The following is a 15,503-nucleotide window of genomic DNA, read 5'->3' as shown; positions in this document are numbered from 1 at the left end:
GGTCACTCGCCGAGGGTGGCGATGCCGGCCTGGGCGAACTTCTCGTCGAGGTCGCCGGAGGGGGCGCCGGCGACGCCGATGGCGGCGATGGGGGCGCCCTTGGCGGTGACGGGGGCGCCGCCCGCGAGGAAGAGGGTGCCGGGGATGTCCTTGAGGGTGGGGGCGTTGGTGAGGCGCTTGGCGAGTTCGGAGGTGGGGGCGTTCCAGGAGACGGCGGTGTACGCCTTCTTCACGGCGGACTCGTAGGACTGGGGTCCGGCGCCGTCGCCGCGGAGGGTGACGATCGTGTTGCCGTTGCGGTCGACGACGGCGACGGAGACGCGCTGGTTCTCCTTCTCTGCGGCGTCCAGGGTCGCCTGCGCGGCCTTCGTCGCGGCCTCGATCGTCAGGTGCGTCGACTCCGTCGTGTTCTTGTTCTTCGCGTCGGCCGTGACCGCGGCGGGGGCGGCGGCCGGGGTGGCGGCGTTGGCGGAGACCGCGCCGAAGGTACCGGCGGCCAGCGCGGCGGCGGCGACCGTACCGGTCAGGACACGGGTGCGCAGGGACAGCTTCTTCACGATCATCAGCTCCTTGGGACGGCGCCCCCTGAGGGGCCTCGGGAAGCTCTGCGTTCCCGCTCTGCACTCCATCCTGGTGCCGCCCGGGGCCCCGGACGGTCGGCCTACGGGCTGCCTCCGGCGGCCCCTGCGGAGGACCCGGGGGTCAGCCGATCGGTTGATGCGGAATGGATCTCTCCGGATAGCCTGGCCCTGGGGGAAGCGGCCGGCGGCAAGGAGCGAAGCAGTGCGGACACACGAACGGCCACCCCTCGACACGGAGGCGGCCGACCCCGACGCCCGCTGGCTCGCCACCGTGATGCACGTGGCGTTCTTCGTCCTCCTGTGCTCGTCGCTGACCCGGTACCTGATCGTCCACCCCGGCGCCCCCTCCACGCCCTGGGTGATCGCCCTCGCCGTCGTCCTGGCCCTCCTGTACGTCCTGGGCCCGGTCCTGGGCCCCCGGCGGCCCGCGGCGTCCGGCGCGCCCACCACCGCCCCCGCGCTCTGGCTGACGGCCGTGATCGGCACCTGGCTCACCCTGGTGGTGCTGGCGCCGAGCTTCGGCTGGTGCGCGGTCCCGCTCTTCTACACAGGCCTGCGTTCCCTGCGCACCCGGCCCGCGGTCGTCCTCGTCGCGCTCCTGACCGCCGCCGTCGTGGCCGCCCAGGTCAAACTGCGGCTGCGCTTCGGCTTCGACCCCAACCTGCTGTTCTCCCCACCGGCCGTCGCCGCCGTCGCCACGGCGGTGTTCATCCACTCCCAGCGGCAGGCCGACCGGCTCCGGACCGTCATCACCGACCTCGTCCGCACCCGCAGGGAACTGGCCGCGACCGAGCGCCGCGAGGGCACCCTCGCCGAGCGCCAGCGGCTCTCCATGGAGATCCACGACACCCTCGCCCAGGGCCTGTCCAGCCAGCAGATGCTCCTCCAGGCCGCGGACCGGCTCTGGGACAGCGACCCGGCGACCGCCCGCCGCCACATCCGTACCGCCGCCTCCATCGCCGAACACAACCTGGCCGAGGCCCGCCGCTTCGTCCACGACCTCGCCCCCGCCGACCTCGCCGACGGCACAAGCCTCGACGACGCGCTGCGCACCCTCGCGGACCGGGAGACCTCCGACACCCTCCACGTCCGCTTCCACCAGGACGGCACCCCCACCACGCCCCTCCCCGAACGCGTGCAGTCCGCGCTGCTGCGCATCGCGCAGGGCGCCCTCGCCAACATCCGCGAGCACGCCGACGCCACCGCCGCCGCCCTCACCCTGACCTACCTCGACGACCAGGTGGTCCTCGACATCGCCGACGACGGCCGCGGCTTCACTCCCACCGACAGGCCCGGCGTCGTACGCGGCCACGGCCTGCCCGCCATGCGCGCCCGCCTCCAGCAGCTCGGCGGCACCCTCGCCGTCGAGTCGGCCCCCGGCGAAGGCACCGTGCTCTCCGCCGCCGTCCCCCTCCCGTCCTGAGGGGCCGGCACCGTGGCCGGCCGCCGAAAATCCCGTGCCGTGCCGTCGGCGGCGGTACAGACTCGCCGCATGGTGCAGATGGAAGCGTTCCGGGAAGCGGTCGGCGACTGGGCGAGCGGCGGCCCCGGCGAGCCGGCGAGCGAGCTGGCCGAGCGTCTTGACGTACGGACGGCGGTGCTGCTGGAAGGCCTGAGCGACCTCGCGGCCGTCGAGGCCCTGGCCGCGCGGCGCGGCCGGGACCTGGCCGCCGAGGGCGTGTGCGTGCTGTCGATGGGCGGGGCGATGAACATCGCCCGCTACGCCGGCCTCCTCGGCCCGCCCGGCCTCGGCCTGCGCCTGGCAGGCCTGTGCGACGAGCGCGAGCAGCCCTTCTACGACCGGGGCCTGACGCGGGCAGGGGCATCGGGGCGCGACATCTACGTGTGCGCGGCGGACCTGGAGGACGAGTTCATCCGCGCCCTGGGCACGGCGAGGGTCGAGGAGATCATCCAGGCGGAGGGCGACCTCCGCCCCTGGCAGACCTTCCTGCACCAGCCCGCGCAGAACGGCCGCCCGCGGCACCAGCAGTTGCGGCGCTTCCTCGGGACGAAGAAGGGCCGCAAGATCCGCTACGGAACCCTCCTCGCCGAGGCCCTCGACTCAGGGCAGGTACCGGCCCCGCTCGACGACCTCCTCGCGAGCGTGTGACCGCGAGCCGAAAACCGGTTGATCGGCAGGGGCTCTTCGGGCAGTCTCCGGCGGATGACGTCCCACCTCCACGCGCTGAGCTTCGACGCGAACGACCCCGCCCTCCTGGCACGTTTCTGGGCTGGTCTCCTGGGCTGGGAGGTGAGCGCCGCCTCCGACGACGGCATCGTGCTCCTCCCGAACGACGACACCGGCTTCCGGCTCCGCTTCCTCCCCACCCAGGAGAAGAAGGCGGTGCAGAACCAGCTGCACTTCGACATGACGAGTACGTCCCTCGACGACCAGCAGCAGGTCGTGGCGAGGGCGCTCGAACTTGGCGGCCGGCACCTCGACATCGGCCAGACCGGGGAGGAGGGGCACGTCGTGCTCGCCGACCCCGAGGGCAACGAGTTCTGCGTCATCGAGCCGGGCAACACGTTCCTCGCCGACTGCGGATTCATCGGAGCGCTCAGCTGCGACGGCACGCAGGAGGTCGGGTACTTCTGGAGCAAGGCGCTGGACTGGCCGCTGGTCTGGGACCAGGACCAGGAGACCGCGATCCGCTCGCCGCACGGGGGACCGAAGGTCACCTGGGGCGGCCCGCCGCTGAACCCGAGGCACGGCAGGACCCGGCTGCGCTTCGACCTCGCTCCGCCGGCCCACGGTGACCTGCGGGCGGAGGTCGACCGGCTGGTCTCCCTCGGCGCGACCCGCATCGACACGGACGGGAACGACACCGGCGGGGTGGCACTGGCCGACCCCGACGGCAACGAGTTCCGCGTGCTGACGCCCCGCTGAGAAGGCGTCCCCGGGCGGCGCGTCCTCAGGACGCGTCGCCGAACTCCTCTTCCGGCTCGCGCGGTTCGTCCTGGACCCGCAGGCCCGCCACCCATAGCGGCATCATCCAGTGCGCGGCGAGCACCCCGACGAGGGCCGGGGTCACTGCGGCCCGGAGCGGCGCGTCCGCCAGGACGCCGTAGGCGCCCGTACCGAACGCGGCGGCCACGAGCAGCCAGAGCGTGAGCCGGTGGGCCACGGCCCGCACCCGGTCCCGCTCGACGAGCTGCCGCTCGTCCAGCATCCGGCCGCGCAGTTCGAGGAGTCCTCGCGTGGAGCCGTTGAGCGCCCCGGTGAGCACGACCCACGGGAGCAGCGTCGCGGCGACCGCGACGGCCAGGATCCACCCGGAACCGAAGACCGTGCCGATCCACGCGGCCACCCCGACGCCGGTGAGGACGACATGGGCCCCCACCAGCAGCCGGCGCCGCCCCGCCGTGGCGTACACCGCCGCTGCCCGGCGGTCGTTCATCACGGCGTACATCCGCCGGTCGTAGCGCGTCGCGGTCATCACTGCTTCCTCCCGTAGACCTCGTCGGTGAGCGGCTGGAACGGCTCCAGGGAGAACAGCGCCTCCACCGGCAGCCGGAAGAACCGGGCCACTTTCAGGGCCAGGTCGAGGCTGGGGTTGTACTGGCCGCGCTCGATGTAGCCGATGGTCTGGTAGTGGACGCCCACTGCCTCGGCCAGTGCCTGTCGCGACACCTTCCGCTCGGCCCGTACAACCGCCAGCCTGTTGTGCACCTGCTCGCTCATGTATAAGAAGTACTACATCTGAGAGCAGGGCTGCAACATGCAAACGGTGAGGCAGGAGCGAACGCCCCTGCCCCACCGATCACGTGCCGTGTGGCGTCCCGACGCCGCCGACGCTTCCCGTCAGGCGGTCAGCCCCGCCAGCCTCCGCCGGTCGAGCGGCGACGCACGCCGGTCGAGGCGCTGTTCGAGGAGGTGGCGGGCGGTGTCGCTGTGCCCCGCCTCCACCAGGGCGTACAGCAGGGTCTCCTCGACGACCTCGCGCTGGGCCGCGCTGCCTCCCACCCGGCGCAGCGAGGGCAGCAGTCCGCGCAGTTCGCGCACCGCCGTCGCCCACTCCTCCTCCAGTACGGCTTCCAGCGCGCCGCACAGGGGGACGATGACCTCCCGCTGCACCGGGTCCGCGCCGGCCGCGTGGGTGCTCAGCCGGCGGAGCGCCGGGAGATCGCCCGCGGCGGTGAGCGCGACGGCGCTGTGCAGGGCCGTGAACGCGGTCGAGGGACGCTCGACGAGCTCCCGGGCGACCGCGTCGAGCACCCCGTCGACGGGGACGCGGCCGGTCCAGTTCCGCGACATCCTGGCCCGCCACAGCAGCGATCCGGAGTCGACCAGGGCCCGCACCCCGTTCACCTGACCCGGGGCCAGCTGGGCGAACCACCGGCGGCGCACGGCCGCGGAGTCGTCGAGGGCCAGCTCGTGGAGCGCCACGTGCCAGGAGAAGTGCGCCCGGTGCACGGCACCCCGCCCCTGGCCGCCGATCCAGCCGTCGAGCCAGTCCCGGCCGACGCCGTGCTCACCGGACTCGTAGTGGACATGGGCGAGCGCGTGCACGGCGTGGCCGGAAGCGGGTTCCGCGGCGAGCGCCGCCCGGGCGAGCTCACCGGCCTCCCCGATCCGCCCCTGCTCCTGCCGGACGAAGGAGAGGAGCGAGGTGTGGAACCAGTGCCCCGCGTAGGCGGGCGCCGTCCGTTCCACCAGCCCCAGGGCCAGCGACCCGTCGAGGTCCGCGACACCGGAGAAGGCGATGGTCGGCACCGCGATGCCGAGCGCGAACGCGTCGTCGGGATAACGGCCGAGGTGCTCGACGAGCGCCGTGTCGCCGTCCCCCGGCATCCCGCCCGCCGCGTGGGTCTCGTGTTCCGCGATCCGCCGGGTGACGACGTCGACGAACGACCGCTCCCGCTCGTCCCCGCGCTCCCGCACACTGCGCTGGGCGTCCGCGAGCTCCCGGGCGACGTCGACGTCCGCCCCGCACTCGTGCCCGAGCAGGGCGAGCGCGGCGTGCCCGAGGGCGAACCCGGGGTCCAGCTCGGTGGCGCGCGCGAAGGCCTCGGCCGCCTTCGCCCGTACGGTGATCACCCGGCCGAGCCCGCAGCGGAAGGACGCCGCGGCGGCGGCATGCGTGGAGAGCGGCAGCCCGAACTGGTCGGTGGGCCGGCGGCGTGCCGACCGGGGAGCGCGGGCCAGCGGGGCGAGCACGGCCTCGGCGACCTCCTTGGCCTGGGCGCGGATCTCGGGGATCGCGGTCGTCTCCCACAACTCGCCACGCCGGGGCGCCCCCAGGGTGAACAGCGGCCGCCCGGCCTGGCCTTCGGCGTCGAGCAGCCGACCGCCGTCGGTGGACACACCGATGCCGAGCGGCCCGGGGACGGCGAGGCCGTCGGCCAGCAGACCGCCCCACAACGGATCGCCGTCGGCCCGCAGCCCCGGCCCCGTACAGTCCACCACCCAGGCCGCCCGGATCTCCCGTCCGTCGTCGAGCGAGACGACGAGGCCGCCGTCCCGCCCCGGCGCCACGGAGGCGACCCGGCCCGCGTGGACGCGGAGCCTCCGCGCGGCACGCGCCCGCGCGACCGTCTCCGCCGTGGACGGAGCCATGCGGTGCCGGTGCACGTTCCACGGGGTGGCGTCGCGGCCGAGGAACTCCGTCCGCTCGTCGTCGGAAAGTCCCTGCCAGAGCCGTACGATCTCGGGCCGCAGCCCGTCGAGTGCGGGCCGCCAGTCGCCGTGGACCCGCCGCGTGGCGGCGAAGTGCCGTGTCACCTCCCGGCGGAGGCGGTGGAAGGGCATACCGGCGAGGCCCGGCGGCGGCGGTACGGCGGGCAGCGGGGCGACCGCGTGCGGCTGGGGGAGCAGCCCGCCGCGGGACACGGCGTGCACCGTACGGCCGGGACGGTCGAGGACGAGCGCGAGGTCGACGGCGGTGAGCCCGGTCCCGACGAGGAGGACGTCGTCGGCCGCGCCGACCGCGTCGAGCGCGCCGGGGGACCAGGGGCGCGCGACGAACCGGTCGGAGGCGACTAGCTCGGCCGGCGCCCAGCCCGCCCGGCCCGCCGCGGGCCCGGTGGCGAGGACCACGCTGTCCGCCGTCACCGTGCCGCCGTCGGCCAGCCGGAGCTCCAGCCGCCCCCCGGCCGCGTCGGCGCACCCCGTCGCGCGGGTGCGCAGCCGCCGTACGGTGACCGTGCCGTGCGCGGCGATGACGGCGCGCCCGAGCGTGTCGGCGAGGTACGAGCCGTAGCGGTACCGGGAGGCGAAGTCCGCCGCGGTGACGGTGGATTCGCCGTGACGACACAGCCAGCGCCGGAAGTGGCCCGGGTCGTCCGGATAGCAGCTCATGCCGCCGACGGGCACGTTGAGCCGGTGCTCGGGGACCTCGGTGGCGTACGCGACGCCCCGGCCCGCCTCCGGCGCGGGGTCGACGAGGACGAGGTCGAGCGCGGTGCGGCGCCGGGCCGCCGCCTCGCACAGCTGGACGGCGACGAGCGCACCGGCCGCGCCGGCGCCGACGACGGCCACGGTGGGCCGCGAGGACCGCCCGGACTCAGGTACCACGGACACCACGGAGACCTCCGAACCAGGGGGTGGGCACTGCACGGCCAATGTTCACTATGTCGATGAACAAAGTGCAGTGGCAACGCCGCTTCCGGACAACAACACCGCCCGGCCACGCCCGTTGACGATCCCGACACAAGCCGCCCAGGTCAGAAGCCCGCCACTCGTGAGACATTGAGTCCGTGAGGATCTCAGCACGAACGGACTACGCCATCCGGGCCATGGCGGAGCTGGCCGGCTCCCCGGACCGCCCCCTGAAGGCCGAGGACATCGCCGGTCGCCAGGACATCCCCGTCCGCTTTCTCTTCGTCGTCCTCGGCGATCTGCGACAGGCGAGACTGGCCCGAAGCGTGCGCGGTCCCGACGGCGGTTACGCCCTCACCAGGCCGCCCGCCGAGATCACCCTCGCCGACGTCATCCGCGCCATGGACGGACCGCTCGTCAGCGTGCGCGACCTGAAACTGACGGGCCTGGAGTACCAGGGCGCGGCCGCACCCATGCCGGACGTGTGGCGCGCCGTACGGACGAGCCTGCGCCAGGTCCTGGAGAGCACGACCCTCGCGGACCTGGCGGCGGACAGCCTGCCCGAGCTCGTACGGGAGAGGGCCCGCGACTACCACGACGACGTCCGCACGTACCCGTAGCGTCCATGGCCCTCGGCCGACCGGACCCCCTACGCTCGGAGACGTGCCACCCTCCACCGACACCCCGCCCGAGCGCGGCGGATCCGCAACCGCCCGAGCGCGCCGACTGGTCGTCCTGCGACACGCCAAGAGCGCCTGGCCGGAAGGCGTCCCCGACCGGGACCGGCCCCTCGGCCCACGCGGTCTGCGCGACGCCCCGGCGGCCGGCCGCTTCCTCGCGGAGACCGGGGAACAACCCGACCTCGTCCTGTGCTCCCCGGCCCGGCGCGCCCGCGACACCTGGGAACTGGCCGCAGCGGAACTGGACGGTCCGCCGCCGACCCGCCACGACCCGCGCCTGTACGGGGCTGACGCGGAAGAGCTCCTCGACGTCCTCCACGCCGTACCCGACGAGGCCGGAACCGTCCTGCTGGTCGGACACAACCCGGGCCTCGAAGACCTGGTCCTGCTGCTCGCCGCCCACGGCGCCGGGGACGCGCTGGACCGCGTACGGACCAAGTTCCCGACCTCGGCGACGGCCGTCCTGACCTGGCACGGCACCTGGCAGGACCTCCGCCCGGGCTCAGCGCTCCTGACACACCTGGAGATCCCTCGCGGTCGACGCTCCCCGTGAGCGGCGCACGAAGGCGCGCCGCCGATCAGCCACCGGCGAGGAGCGTGTGCCCGAGAGGCGTGAGGGAGTGGAGGACGGCGACGCCGGTCCTGGTGGTGGCGACGAGGCCGGCCTCGCGCAGGACGCGCGTGTGCTGACTGGCCGCCGGAAGGGAGACGGCGGCGCGTTCGGCCAGGGCGGTGGTCGTGGCGGGCGTGCGGAGGAGCGCGAGCACCTGCGCGCGGGTCCGGCCGAGGAGCGCGGCGAGCGCCTCCGGCCGCCCGTCGGCTCCGTCCGGGGCCGCCTCGGCCGTGCCGTCGTCGTGCAGGGGATAGACCAGGACGGTCGCCGCCCCGGGGCGGTACATCACCAGCGGGCCGGTCGCGAACCAGGAGGGAACGAGGAGGAGCCCGCGACCGCACAGCGGGATGTCGTACGCCGAGGCGGACGGAAGGTGGAGCGTCGGGGGCTGCCATCTCCAGGTCGTCGCGAGCGTGGTGAGCAGGGCGTCGACGCCTCCGCGCAGGAGCATCTCGGCACGGAGCGCGCGGTCGGTCAGGGCGTCGCGGCTGATCCGGGGCCAGAGCGGTTGGACGGAGGTGTGGAAGTAGCGGCGGGTGTCGGCGACCAGGGCGCGCGTCGCGTTCGGCGATCCGTGGGCGAGGTCACGGGCCCACGGCCCGGGGCGGGTCAGGCGCCCCTTCCCGCCTGCGGCCGGGAGGATCCCGAGGTCGAGGGCGAGCTGTTCGGCCGGTGTCGAGGCGGCCGCCTCCAGCGCGTCGGTGAAGTCGTTCAGGGTCGGCTGGAGCAGGAAGTCGGGGAGGAATCCCTCGTCGGTGACGAGTTCGGCCAGGACTCCGGCCCGGGCGCCCGCGGTCCCGCGGAGGGACCGGTGCCACTGCCGGGCGGCGGGACGCGGCCGCTCCAACCGCCCGTGTCGACGGCTCCCCGAACCCGACCCCGAACTCGGTCCCGGGGCCGGTCCCGATCCCGGTCCCGGGCCCTGGCGCAGACTGAACCGCAGACTCAGGGCGGTCTCGGACAGGGCGTTGACCGCCGGGGCGAGCGTGATCCGGCGGAGATCGTCGGCCGTGAAATGAAGACGGATCATACGAGTTGATTATCGGCGCGACGGACCCTTTTACCCAGGGGTGAAAGGCGATGCGTCACCGCCGATGAGGCCGCACGCTCCCGGTGTCCACGTCGCCGACTCCTCGCAGGAGGCCGTACCGATGCGCCGCACCCCCGCACGCCGAACACCCCGCAGAGCCACCCGAACCCCCTTCCGTCCCCTGTCCCGTTCCGCTCTCTGCCTCACCGCAGCAGCGACCCTCCTGGCGGCCCTGGCGGGTACGCCGGGCCCGGCCGCCGCCCGGGACCTCCCCGCCTCCTACGTCGTCTCCCGCGCACCCGGCGTCCTCCCGGAGGGCATCGCCATCACCCCGGACGGGACCATGTACGTGTCCTCGGACGGCACGGGCGCCCTCTACCGGGGCCGCGTGGACCACGCCGACCTGAAGCCCTTCCCGGCACGCGGACTGGAGGGCCGCTCCAGCACCCTGGGCGTGCACACCGACCGGCGCGGCCGTGTCCTGTCGGTGGGCGGCGCGACGCTGACCGTCCACGACCGTCAGGGGCGACTGCTGGCCACGCGAACGGCCCCCGACGGACCGCTCGGCGCGCCCGACCTCAACGACCTGGCCGTGACGAGGGACGCGGTGTACGTGACCGACTGGGCGAACCCGGTCGTTCTCCGGGCGGAGTTCCGGGGCGGCGTCCTCGGCCCGCTCGAACCCTGGCTCGACATCCGCTCCGCGTTCCCGCAGTTCCCGGCGCGGTACTGGCTGCTGAACGGCATCGTGGCGAACGCCTCGGGCACCACCCTGCTGGTCGCGTCCAACGGCACCGAGGCCGTCTGGCGGATCGGTACGGCCGACAGGAACGTCAGCCGGCTCGACCTGGGGGAGGAGTCCTTCGGCCCCGACGGCATGGTGCTGCGGGGCCGGACCCTGTACGCCGTGCTCAACTACGGCGCACCGCACGGTGTGTACATCGCCCGGCTGGACGAGGAGCTGCGGACGGGCACGGTGACGCACCGCCTCACGGACGGCCCCTTCGACGTGCCGACCACGCTCGCACGCCACGGCTGTCGCCTGTACGTGGTCAACAGCCAGCTCGACCATCCGCCGGGCCTGCCCCCGTACACGGTGAGCGCGCTCGCCGACCCGACCTGCGGCACCGTCTGACCCGGCGCGAGCCCGGATGCCGGCGCGGGTGAGGGGGTCCGTGCCGGCGCGGGGTCGCCCCACTGGCGGGCGGTCGGCGGCCCCGCGCGCGCTCCCTCGCCGGGGTGGTTCGAGAGGGCCAGTGGGCGCAGTACGGCGGTGCCCGCGTCCCACGGGCGGGTTTCGGTCACGAAGCTGTGCGCCGCAGCTGTCCGCACCCTCTCGACGACGGAGGCCGTACACCCATGACCCCTACACATCCGAGACCCGCGCGGTGGCGCCGAAGGCCGTGGGGGAGGGCCGGGGCCTCGGCCGTCCTCACCGCGGCGCTCGTGCTCGCGCTGCCGGGTGCGGCGCTGGCCGCACCCGGGGACCTGGATCCGACGTTCGGTCCGGACGGCCGGGTGACCACGGCCTTCCCGGGATACGCGGAAGGCCGCGACATCGCGCGGCAGCCGGACGGAAAACTGGTCGTGGCGGGCCTGAGCGAGGGCGGGTTCGCGCTCGCCCGCTACCTGCCGGCCGGTGGCCTCGATCCGGCCTTCGGCACCGGCGGCCTGGTGACCAGCGACTTCGGCGGCGGCGCCCACGCGGCGAACGCGGTCGCCATCCAGCCCGCCGACGGGAAGATCGTCGTGGCGGGAACCACCGAGGTGATCGCGGAGGAGGGCGGAGGCTGCTGCTTCTTCTCCGTGGCCCGCTACCTGCCCGACGGCAGCCTGGACCCGGACTTCGGGGACGGCGGCCTCGTACGGGTCGAGGAGTTCGGCGGCTCCGCCGACGGCGCGGACGTGGCGGTCCAGAGCGACGGCCGGATCGTCGCCGCGGGCAAGGGCGGCGGTGGCGGGTTCGCCCTGGTCCGCCTCGACACGGAAGGGAACCTGGACCCGAGTCTGGGCGGTGACGGCGCGGTCGTCGCCGGCTTCACCCCTTCCTCCCCGCAGGACGCCGGCGGCATCGCCCGGAGCATGGCCCTTCAGCCGGACGGCCGGATCGTGTCGGTCGGCTACGTGGGCAGCACCGCCTTCGACATCGGCGTGGTCCGCTACCTGCCCGACGGCACCCTCGACACCGGCTTCAGCGGCGACGGCATGGTCCGCGCGGACTTCGGCGGCACCGAGTTCGGCAACGCGGTCGCGGTGCAGCCCGACGGCAGGATCCTCGCCGCGGGGTCCGGCGGTGCCGGCTTCGCGCTCCTGCGCTACCTCGCCGACGGCAGCCCCGACGCGGGCTTCGGCACCGGCGGCCGCACCTCGGTGGCCTTCCCCGGGGACGGCGGGATCGCGTACGCGATGGCCCTGCAGCAGAACGGCAAGATCGTCCTCGCCGGCCGCGCCGACGACCCCGACAGCGCCGAGGCCAACGACTTCGGCCTGGCCCGCTTCCACCCCAACGGCACCGTGGACACCGGCTTCGGCGGCGACGGCTTCGTCGTCACCGGGTTCGGGGACTTCGACGAAGCCCGCGCGGTACTCGTCCAGCCCGACGGCAAGATCGTCGCGGCCGGATACGGGGCGGGCTTCGCCTTCGCACTCGCCCGCTACCAGGGAGGCGACACCACCCCGCCCCCGCCGCCGCACGCGGACCTGTCGGTGACGACGAGCGCCACGCCCTCCCTGAGCATCGGCGACCGCGTCTCGTACACGGTGACGGTCGCCAACCGGGCGACGTCCACCGCCACCGCGACCGGCGTCACCCTGACGGACACCCTCGCCGGCGCCGGCGTGACCCTCACCTCCGCGACCCCCGCACAGGGCACCTGCACGTCGACCACGACCAGGGCGACCTGCGCCCTCGGCTCGCTCGCCCCGGGCGCGAGCACGACCTTCACGATCACGGCGGAGCCCCGCTCCACCGGCACCCTCACGCAGACGGCGACCGTCACGGCCACCCCGACGGACCCCGTCGGCTCCGACAACACGGCGACCACCAACACGTCGGTGAACAACGCGCGCGGCTGCACGATCATCGGCACCACCGGCGCGGACACCCTGAACGGCGGCTACGCCAACGACGTGATCTGCGGCCTCGGCGGCAACGACACGGTCCGCGCGAGCTACGGCAACGACACCGTCCACGGCGGCTACGGCAACGACAACCTCGACGGCGCCTTCGGCGACGACACGATGAACGGCGGCCCCGGCAACGACACCCTGACGGGCTCGTACGGCAACGACCGCCTCACGACCACCGACGGCGTCCTCGCCAACGACACCGCCAACGGCGGCTACGGCACCGACACCTGCACCACCGACCCGGGCGACGCCCGCGTCAGCTGCCCCTGACCGACCCGTGCAAGGCCACTGAGGAGCCGCTGTCACCCCCGTGGCGGCGGCTCCTGACCTGCCCTGAGCCCGCCCCTGATCCCGGCCCGGGCGTCCGGGCCGGCCAAGGCCCGCAGTTGACGCCGGCGGTGTGCGGCGGCGACGGTGGCGGGCATGGGGAGAGAACGTCGCTGGTTCGCCGTGCTGGTCTGCCTGGTCGTGGGGGGTGCCCTGACCGTGGCCCTCCTCGGTGCGTCCGACGACGGGGCGCCGCACGGGAGCGCCTCCGCCACGGCGGCGCCGGGGGACTTCGTCGACATCCGCGATGTACCGCCCGCCCGGGGCGAGCCGTCTCTTCCGGGGCCGGACGCCTCGACCGGCACGGCCGTGATCGACTGCGGCCGCAACGAGGAGGAGCACTACAACCAGGACAACCTGGTGATCTCGCCGGGCCTGCGAGGCGGCGCCCACCACACCCACGCCTACGTGGGCAACCTGTCCACCGACGCCCGCTCCACCGACGCGAGCCTTGCAGCCGCGCCCACCACCTGCCGCGGCGGCGATCGCTCCACGTACTACTGGCCGGTGCTGCGCCGTATGGACCGGCCGGCCCGGCACGCGTACGAGAAGGCGGCCGGGCACGGCAACGCGGGTGAGATCCTCCAACCGGCCGAGGTACGCCTGGAGTTCGGCGGCAACCCGGTCGGCAAGGTCGTCCCGATGCCGCGCTTCCTGCGCGCGGTCACGGGCGACGCCGTGGCGCTGACCGCCGGCAGCGACGCGAACGTGCGGGCGCGCTGGGGCTGCGCGAGCCACCCCGACCGGTTCACGACCCGCTATCCGCGCTGCCCGGCGGGTGACCGGCTGACCCGCACCCTGACCTTCCCCAGCTGCTGGAACGGCCTGGACACCGCAGGACCCGAACGCACCCACCTGGTCTTCCGGGCAGCGAACGGGGTGTGCCCGCAGGACACCTTCACGGTCCCCGAGCTGACGATCCGGCTGGCCTACGACGCTCCCGGTCCGGGTGTGCCGTTCGCCCTGGACTCCTTCCCCGAACAGCGGCACAGCCCGAAGACCGATCACGCGATGTTCGTCAACGTGATGACGGACGACCGGATGGAGGCGGTCACCGACTGCCTCAACTCGGGCCGCCACTGCCGTCTTTGAGTGTGACGCAGGTCACGTGAACCGGGGGTCCGGAGTCTGCGTGTTGGGCACGACGCAGGCAACGGAGAGACGGAGTGGGTGTGATGGCCGGACCACTGTGGCCGCGGGGCGGGCGCGGCTCGGGCGACGAGGTGTTGATCAGATCGGTGTACGAGGAACACGGGGGCGCGTTGCTCGCCTACGCGACGCGGCTGACGGGCGACCGGGCCACCGCCGAGGACGTGGTGCAGGAAACCCTCATCCGCGCGTGGCGGCATGCTGATGCCCTGGTCAACGGCAAGGGCTCGGTACGCGGCTGGCTGCTGACCGTGGCCCGCAACATCATCACCGACCGCTACCGGGCGAAGGCCGCGCGGCCCGCCGAGGTCGCGGAGTCGCCCGCGACGCCCCCGGTGGAGGAGGACCACGCCGATTCCGTCGTCGACGCGATGACCGTGCTCGGCGCACTGGACCGGCTGACGCCCGAGCACCGGGACGTACTGACCGAGCTGTACTACCGCGAGCGGAGTGTCGCGGAGGCGGCCGACACCCTGGGCATTCCCGCGGGCACGGTGAAATCCCGTTCGCACTACGCGCTCAAGGCCTTGCGCGAGACGTTCAGAGAAGGAAGCCGGACGAGCGTGCCGCAGCAGCCCGCCGGACTCAAGGAGGTGGTCGCATGAACCGGCAGCGCCATGAGGAGGAGGTCCTGCTCGGCCCGTACGTGCTCGGCGTCCTCGACGACGCCGACGCCCGGCGCGTGGAGGCTCACGCGGCGGAGTGCGAGGCCTGCCGTGAGGAGGTGGCCGCGCTCCGCGAGATGGAGACGGCGCTGGGAGAGGTGCCACCGGAGGCCTTCGTGGACGGGCCCCCTGAAGGGGGCGATCTGCTGCTCCAGCGGACACTGCGGCAGATGCGCACCGAGCGCGCGGGCGTACGGCGCCGCCGCCAGGCCTTGACGGGTCTGGCGGCGGCGGCCGTGCTCGCCGGCGTGTTCTGGGCCGGCACGGCGCTGCCCGGCACCGGCGCACCCGTCGCGCTGCCCCCGTCGCCCCCGCCGACGGTCACGGCACCACCCGCGACACCGCCGCCGGGCACCCGGGTCGCGTCGGCGGCGGACGCCGCGACCGGCGCCCGGATGACGGTACGGGTGACACCGGCGGCCGGCTGGGTCCGGGTGCACGCGGCGGTCACCGGTCTGCCGAAGGGGGAGCGCTGCACGCTGATCGTGGTGGGCCGCGACGGCAGCCGGACGACGGCCGGCAGCTGGGTCGTGGGCGCCGGAGCCCGCGAAGGGGAGGGCAAGGGCGCCGCGCTCGACGGCTCGGCGGCGGTCGCCCCCGCCGACGTCGCCGCCGTCGTGGTCGAGAACGAGGCGGGCAAGAGGTTCGTCTCCGTACCCGTGTAGAACACCGGCCGCACCACCTGAGAGCGGCGGGGGGGGGCGGGGGGCCGGCCGGGCCCGGGGGGGCGGGGGGGAGTTTTTTAAAAAGTTGTACCCGGGCCGGCGGGGGCCCGGGTTTGAGGGGGGGGC

The 15,503-nt window shown here is 74.3% G+C and carries 15 protein-coding genes; 10 read left to right on the top strand and 5 right to left on the bottom strand.

Features of this window, described 5'->3' with window-relative positions; translation table 11 throughout:
• Positions 1–2: 2 nt before the first annotated feature.
• On the bottom strand, positions 3–557 hold the full coding sequence (locus ACFC0G_RS23490; protein WP_376406291.1) for a heme-binding protein: 555 nt from the start codon (positions 555–557) through the stop codon (positions 3–5).
• A gap of 298 nt (positions 558–855) precedes the next feature.
• On the opposite strand from ACFC0G_RS23490, the gene ACFC0G_RS23485 reads away from it, so the two are divergent.
• The 3 genes from ACFC0G_RS23485 to ACFC0G_RS23475 all read left to right on the top strand — a co-directional run bounded on the left by ACFC0G_RS23485 (position 856) and on the right by ACFC0G_RS23475 (position 3,468).
• Positions 856–2,004, top strand: coding sequence for a sensor histidine kinase (locus ACFC0G_RS23485; RefSeq protein WP_376406766.1), 1,149 nt, complete (start codon positions 856–858; stop codon positions 2,002–2,004).
• A gap of 69 nt (positions 2,005–2,073) precedes the next feature.
• Positions 2,074–2,691, top strand: coding sequence for a TOPRIM nucleotidyl transferase/hydrolase domain-containing protein (locus tag ACFC0G_RS23480; protein WP_376406289.1), 618 nt, complete (start codon positions 2,074–2,076; stop codon positions 2,689–2,691).
• Between the two features lie 54 nt (positions 2,692–2,745).
• Positions 2,746–3,468 carry a VOC family protein gene (locus ACFC0G_RS23475; protein WP_376406287.1) on the top strand — a complete coding sequence of 241 codons (723 nt, stop codon included), beginning with the start codon at positions 2,746–2,748 and terminating at the stop codon, positions 3,466–3,468.
• A 25-nt stretch (positions 3,469–3,493) separates the two neighbouring features.
• On the opposite strand, the gene ACFC0G_RS23470 is transcribed toward ACFC0G_RS23475, so the two are convergent.
• The 3 genes from ACFC0G_RS23470 to ACFC0G_RS23460 form a co-directional block, all read right to left on the bottom strand.
• The gene (locus ACFC0G_RS23470; protein WP_376406285.1) at positions 3,494–4,018 is read right to left on the bottom strand and encodes a hypothetical protein; all 525 of its coding nucleotides are present in this window, start codon (positions 4,016–4,018) and stop codon (positions 3,494–3,496) included.
• Positions 4,018–4,263, bottom strand: coding sequence for a helix-turn-helix transcriptional regulator (locus tag ACFC0G_RS23465; RefSeq protein ID WP_329619159.1), 246 nt, complete (start codon positions 4,261–4,263; stop codon positions 4,018–4,020). Before ACFC0G_RS23465 ends, ACFC0G_RS23470 begins: the two co-directional genes overlap by 1 nt.
• A gap of 120 nt (positions 4,264–4,383) precedes the next feature.
• Complete coding sequence (locus ACFC0G_RS23460) at positions 4,384–7,059, bottom strand: FAD/NAD(P)-binding protein (RefSeq protein ID WP_376406764.1); 2,676 nt, start codon at positions 7,057–7,059, stop codon at positions 4,384–4,386.
• 218 nt (positions 7,060–7,277) lie between these two features.
• On the opposite strand from ACFC0G_RS23460, the gene ACFC0G_RS23455 reads away from it, so the two are divergent.
• Positions 7,278–7,739, top strand: coding sequence for an RrF2 family transcriptional regulator (locus tag ACFC0G_RS23455; RefSeq protein WP_376406283.1), 462 nt, complete (start codon positions 7,278–7,280; stop codon positions 7,737–7,739).
• 43 nt (positions 7,740–7,782) lie between these two features.
• Positions 7,783–8,352 carry a histidine phosphatase family protein gene (locus ACFC0G_RS23450; protein WP_376406281.1) on the top strand — a complete coding sequence of 190 codons (570 nt, stop codon included), beginning with the start codon at positions 7,783–7,785 and terminating at the stop codon, positions 8,350–8,352.
• A 25-nt stretch (positions 8,353–8,377) separates the two neighbouring features.
• Here the strand turns inward: ACFC0G_RS23450 and ACFC0G_RS23445 are convergent, their stop codons facing one another.
• Positions 8,378–9,442 (bottom strand): ArsR/SmtB family transcription factor, encoded by a 1,065-nt coding sequence (locus ACFC0G_RS23445; protein WP_376406279.1) that lies wholly within the window; start codon positions 9,440–9,442, stop codon positions 8,378–8,380.
• Between the two features lie 64 nt (positions 9,443–9,506).
• On the opposite strand from ACFC0G_RS23445, the gene ACFC0G_RS23440 reads away from it, so the two are divergent.
• The 5 genes from ACFC0G_RS23440 to ACFC0G_RS23420 all read left to right on the top strand — a co-directional run bounded on the left by ACFC0G_RS23440 (position 9,507) and on the right by ACFC0G_RS23420 (position 15,377).
• Positions 9,507–10,577 carry a hypothetical protein gene (locus ACFC0G_RS23440; protein WP_376406277.1) on the top strand — a complete coding sequence of 357 codons (1,071 nt, stop codon included), beginning with the start codon at positions 9,507–9,509 and terminating at the stop codon, positions 10,575–10,577.
• A 224-nt stretch (positions 10,578–10,801) separates the two neighbouring features.
• Positions 10,802–12,841 carry a calcium-binding protein gene (locus ACFC0G_RS23435; protein WP_376406275.1) on the top strand — a complete coding sequence of 680 codons (2,040 nt, stop codon included), beginning with the start codon at positions 10,802–10,804 and terminating at the stop codon, positions 12,839–12,841.
• A gap of 153 nt (positions 12,842–12,994) precedes the next feature.
• A complete protein-coding gene (locus ACFC0G_RS23430) occupies positions 12,995–13,990 on the top strand; it encodes a DUF1996 domain-containing protein (protein ID WP_376406273.1) in 996 nt (331 codons plus the stop codon).
• A gap of 83 nt (positions 13,991–14,073) precedes the next feature.
• Positions 14,074–14,652 (top strand): sigma-70 family RNA polymerase sigma factor, encoded by a 579-nt coding sequence (locus ACFC0G_RS23425; RefSeq protein ID WP_376406271.1) that lies wholly within the window; start codon positions 14,074–14,076, stop codon positions 14,650–14,652.
• Entirely contained in the window at positions 14,649–15,377 is a 729-nt protein-coding gene (locus tag ACFC0G_RS23420) for a zf-HC2 domain-containing protein (protein WP_376406269.1), read from the top strand. Before ACFC0G_RS23425 ends, ACFC0G_RS23420 begins: the two co-directional genes overlap by 4 nt.
• Positions 15,378–15,503 lie beyond the last annotated feature (126 nt).

It is taken from the genome of Streptomyces sp. NPDC056169 (genome assembly GCF_042268445.1).
Lineage (GTDB): Bacteria > Actinomycetota > Actinomycetes > Streptomycetales > Streptomycetaceae > Streptomyces.
The sequence above is the reverse complement of the archived record's forward strand: the minus strand, read 5'-3'. Positions and strand labels throughout refer to the sequence as shown.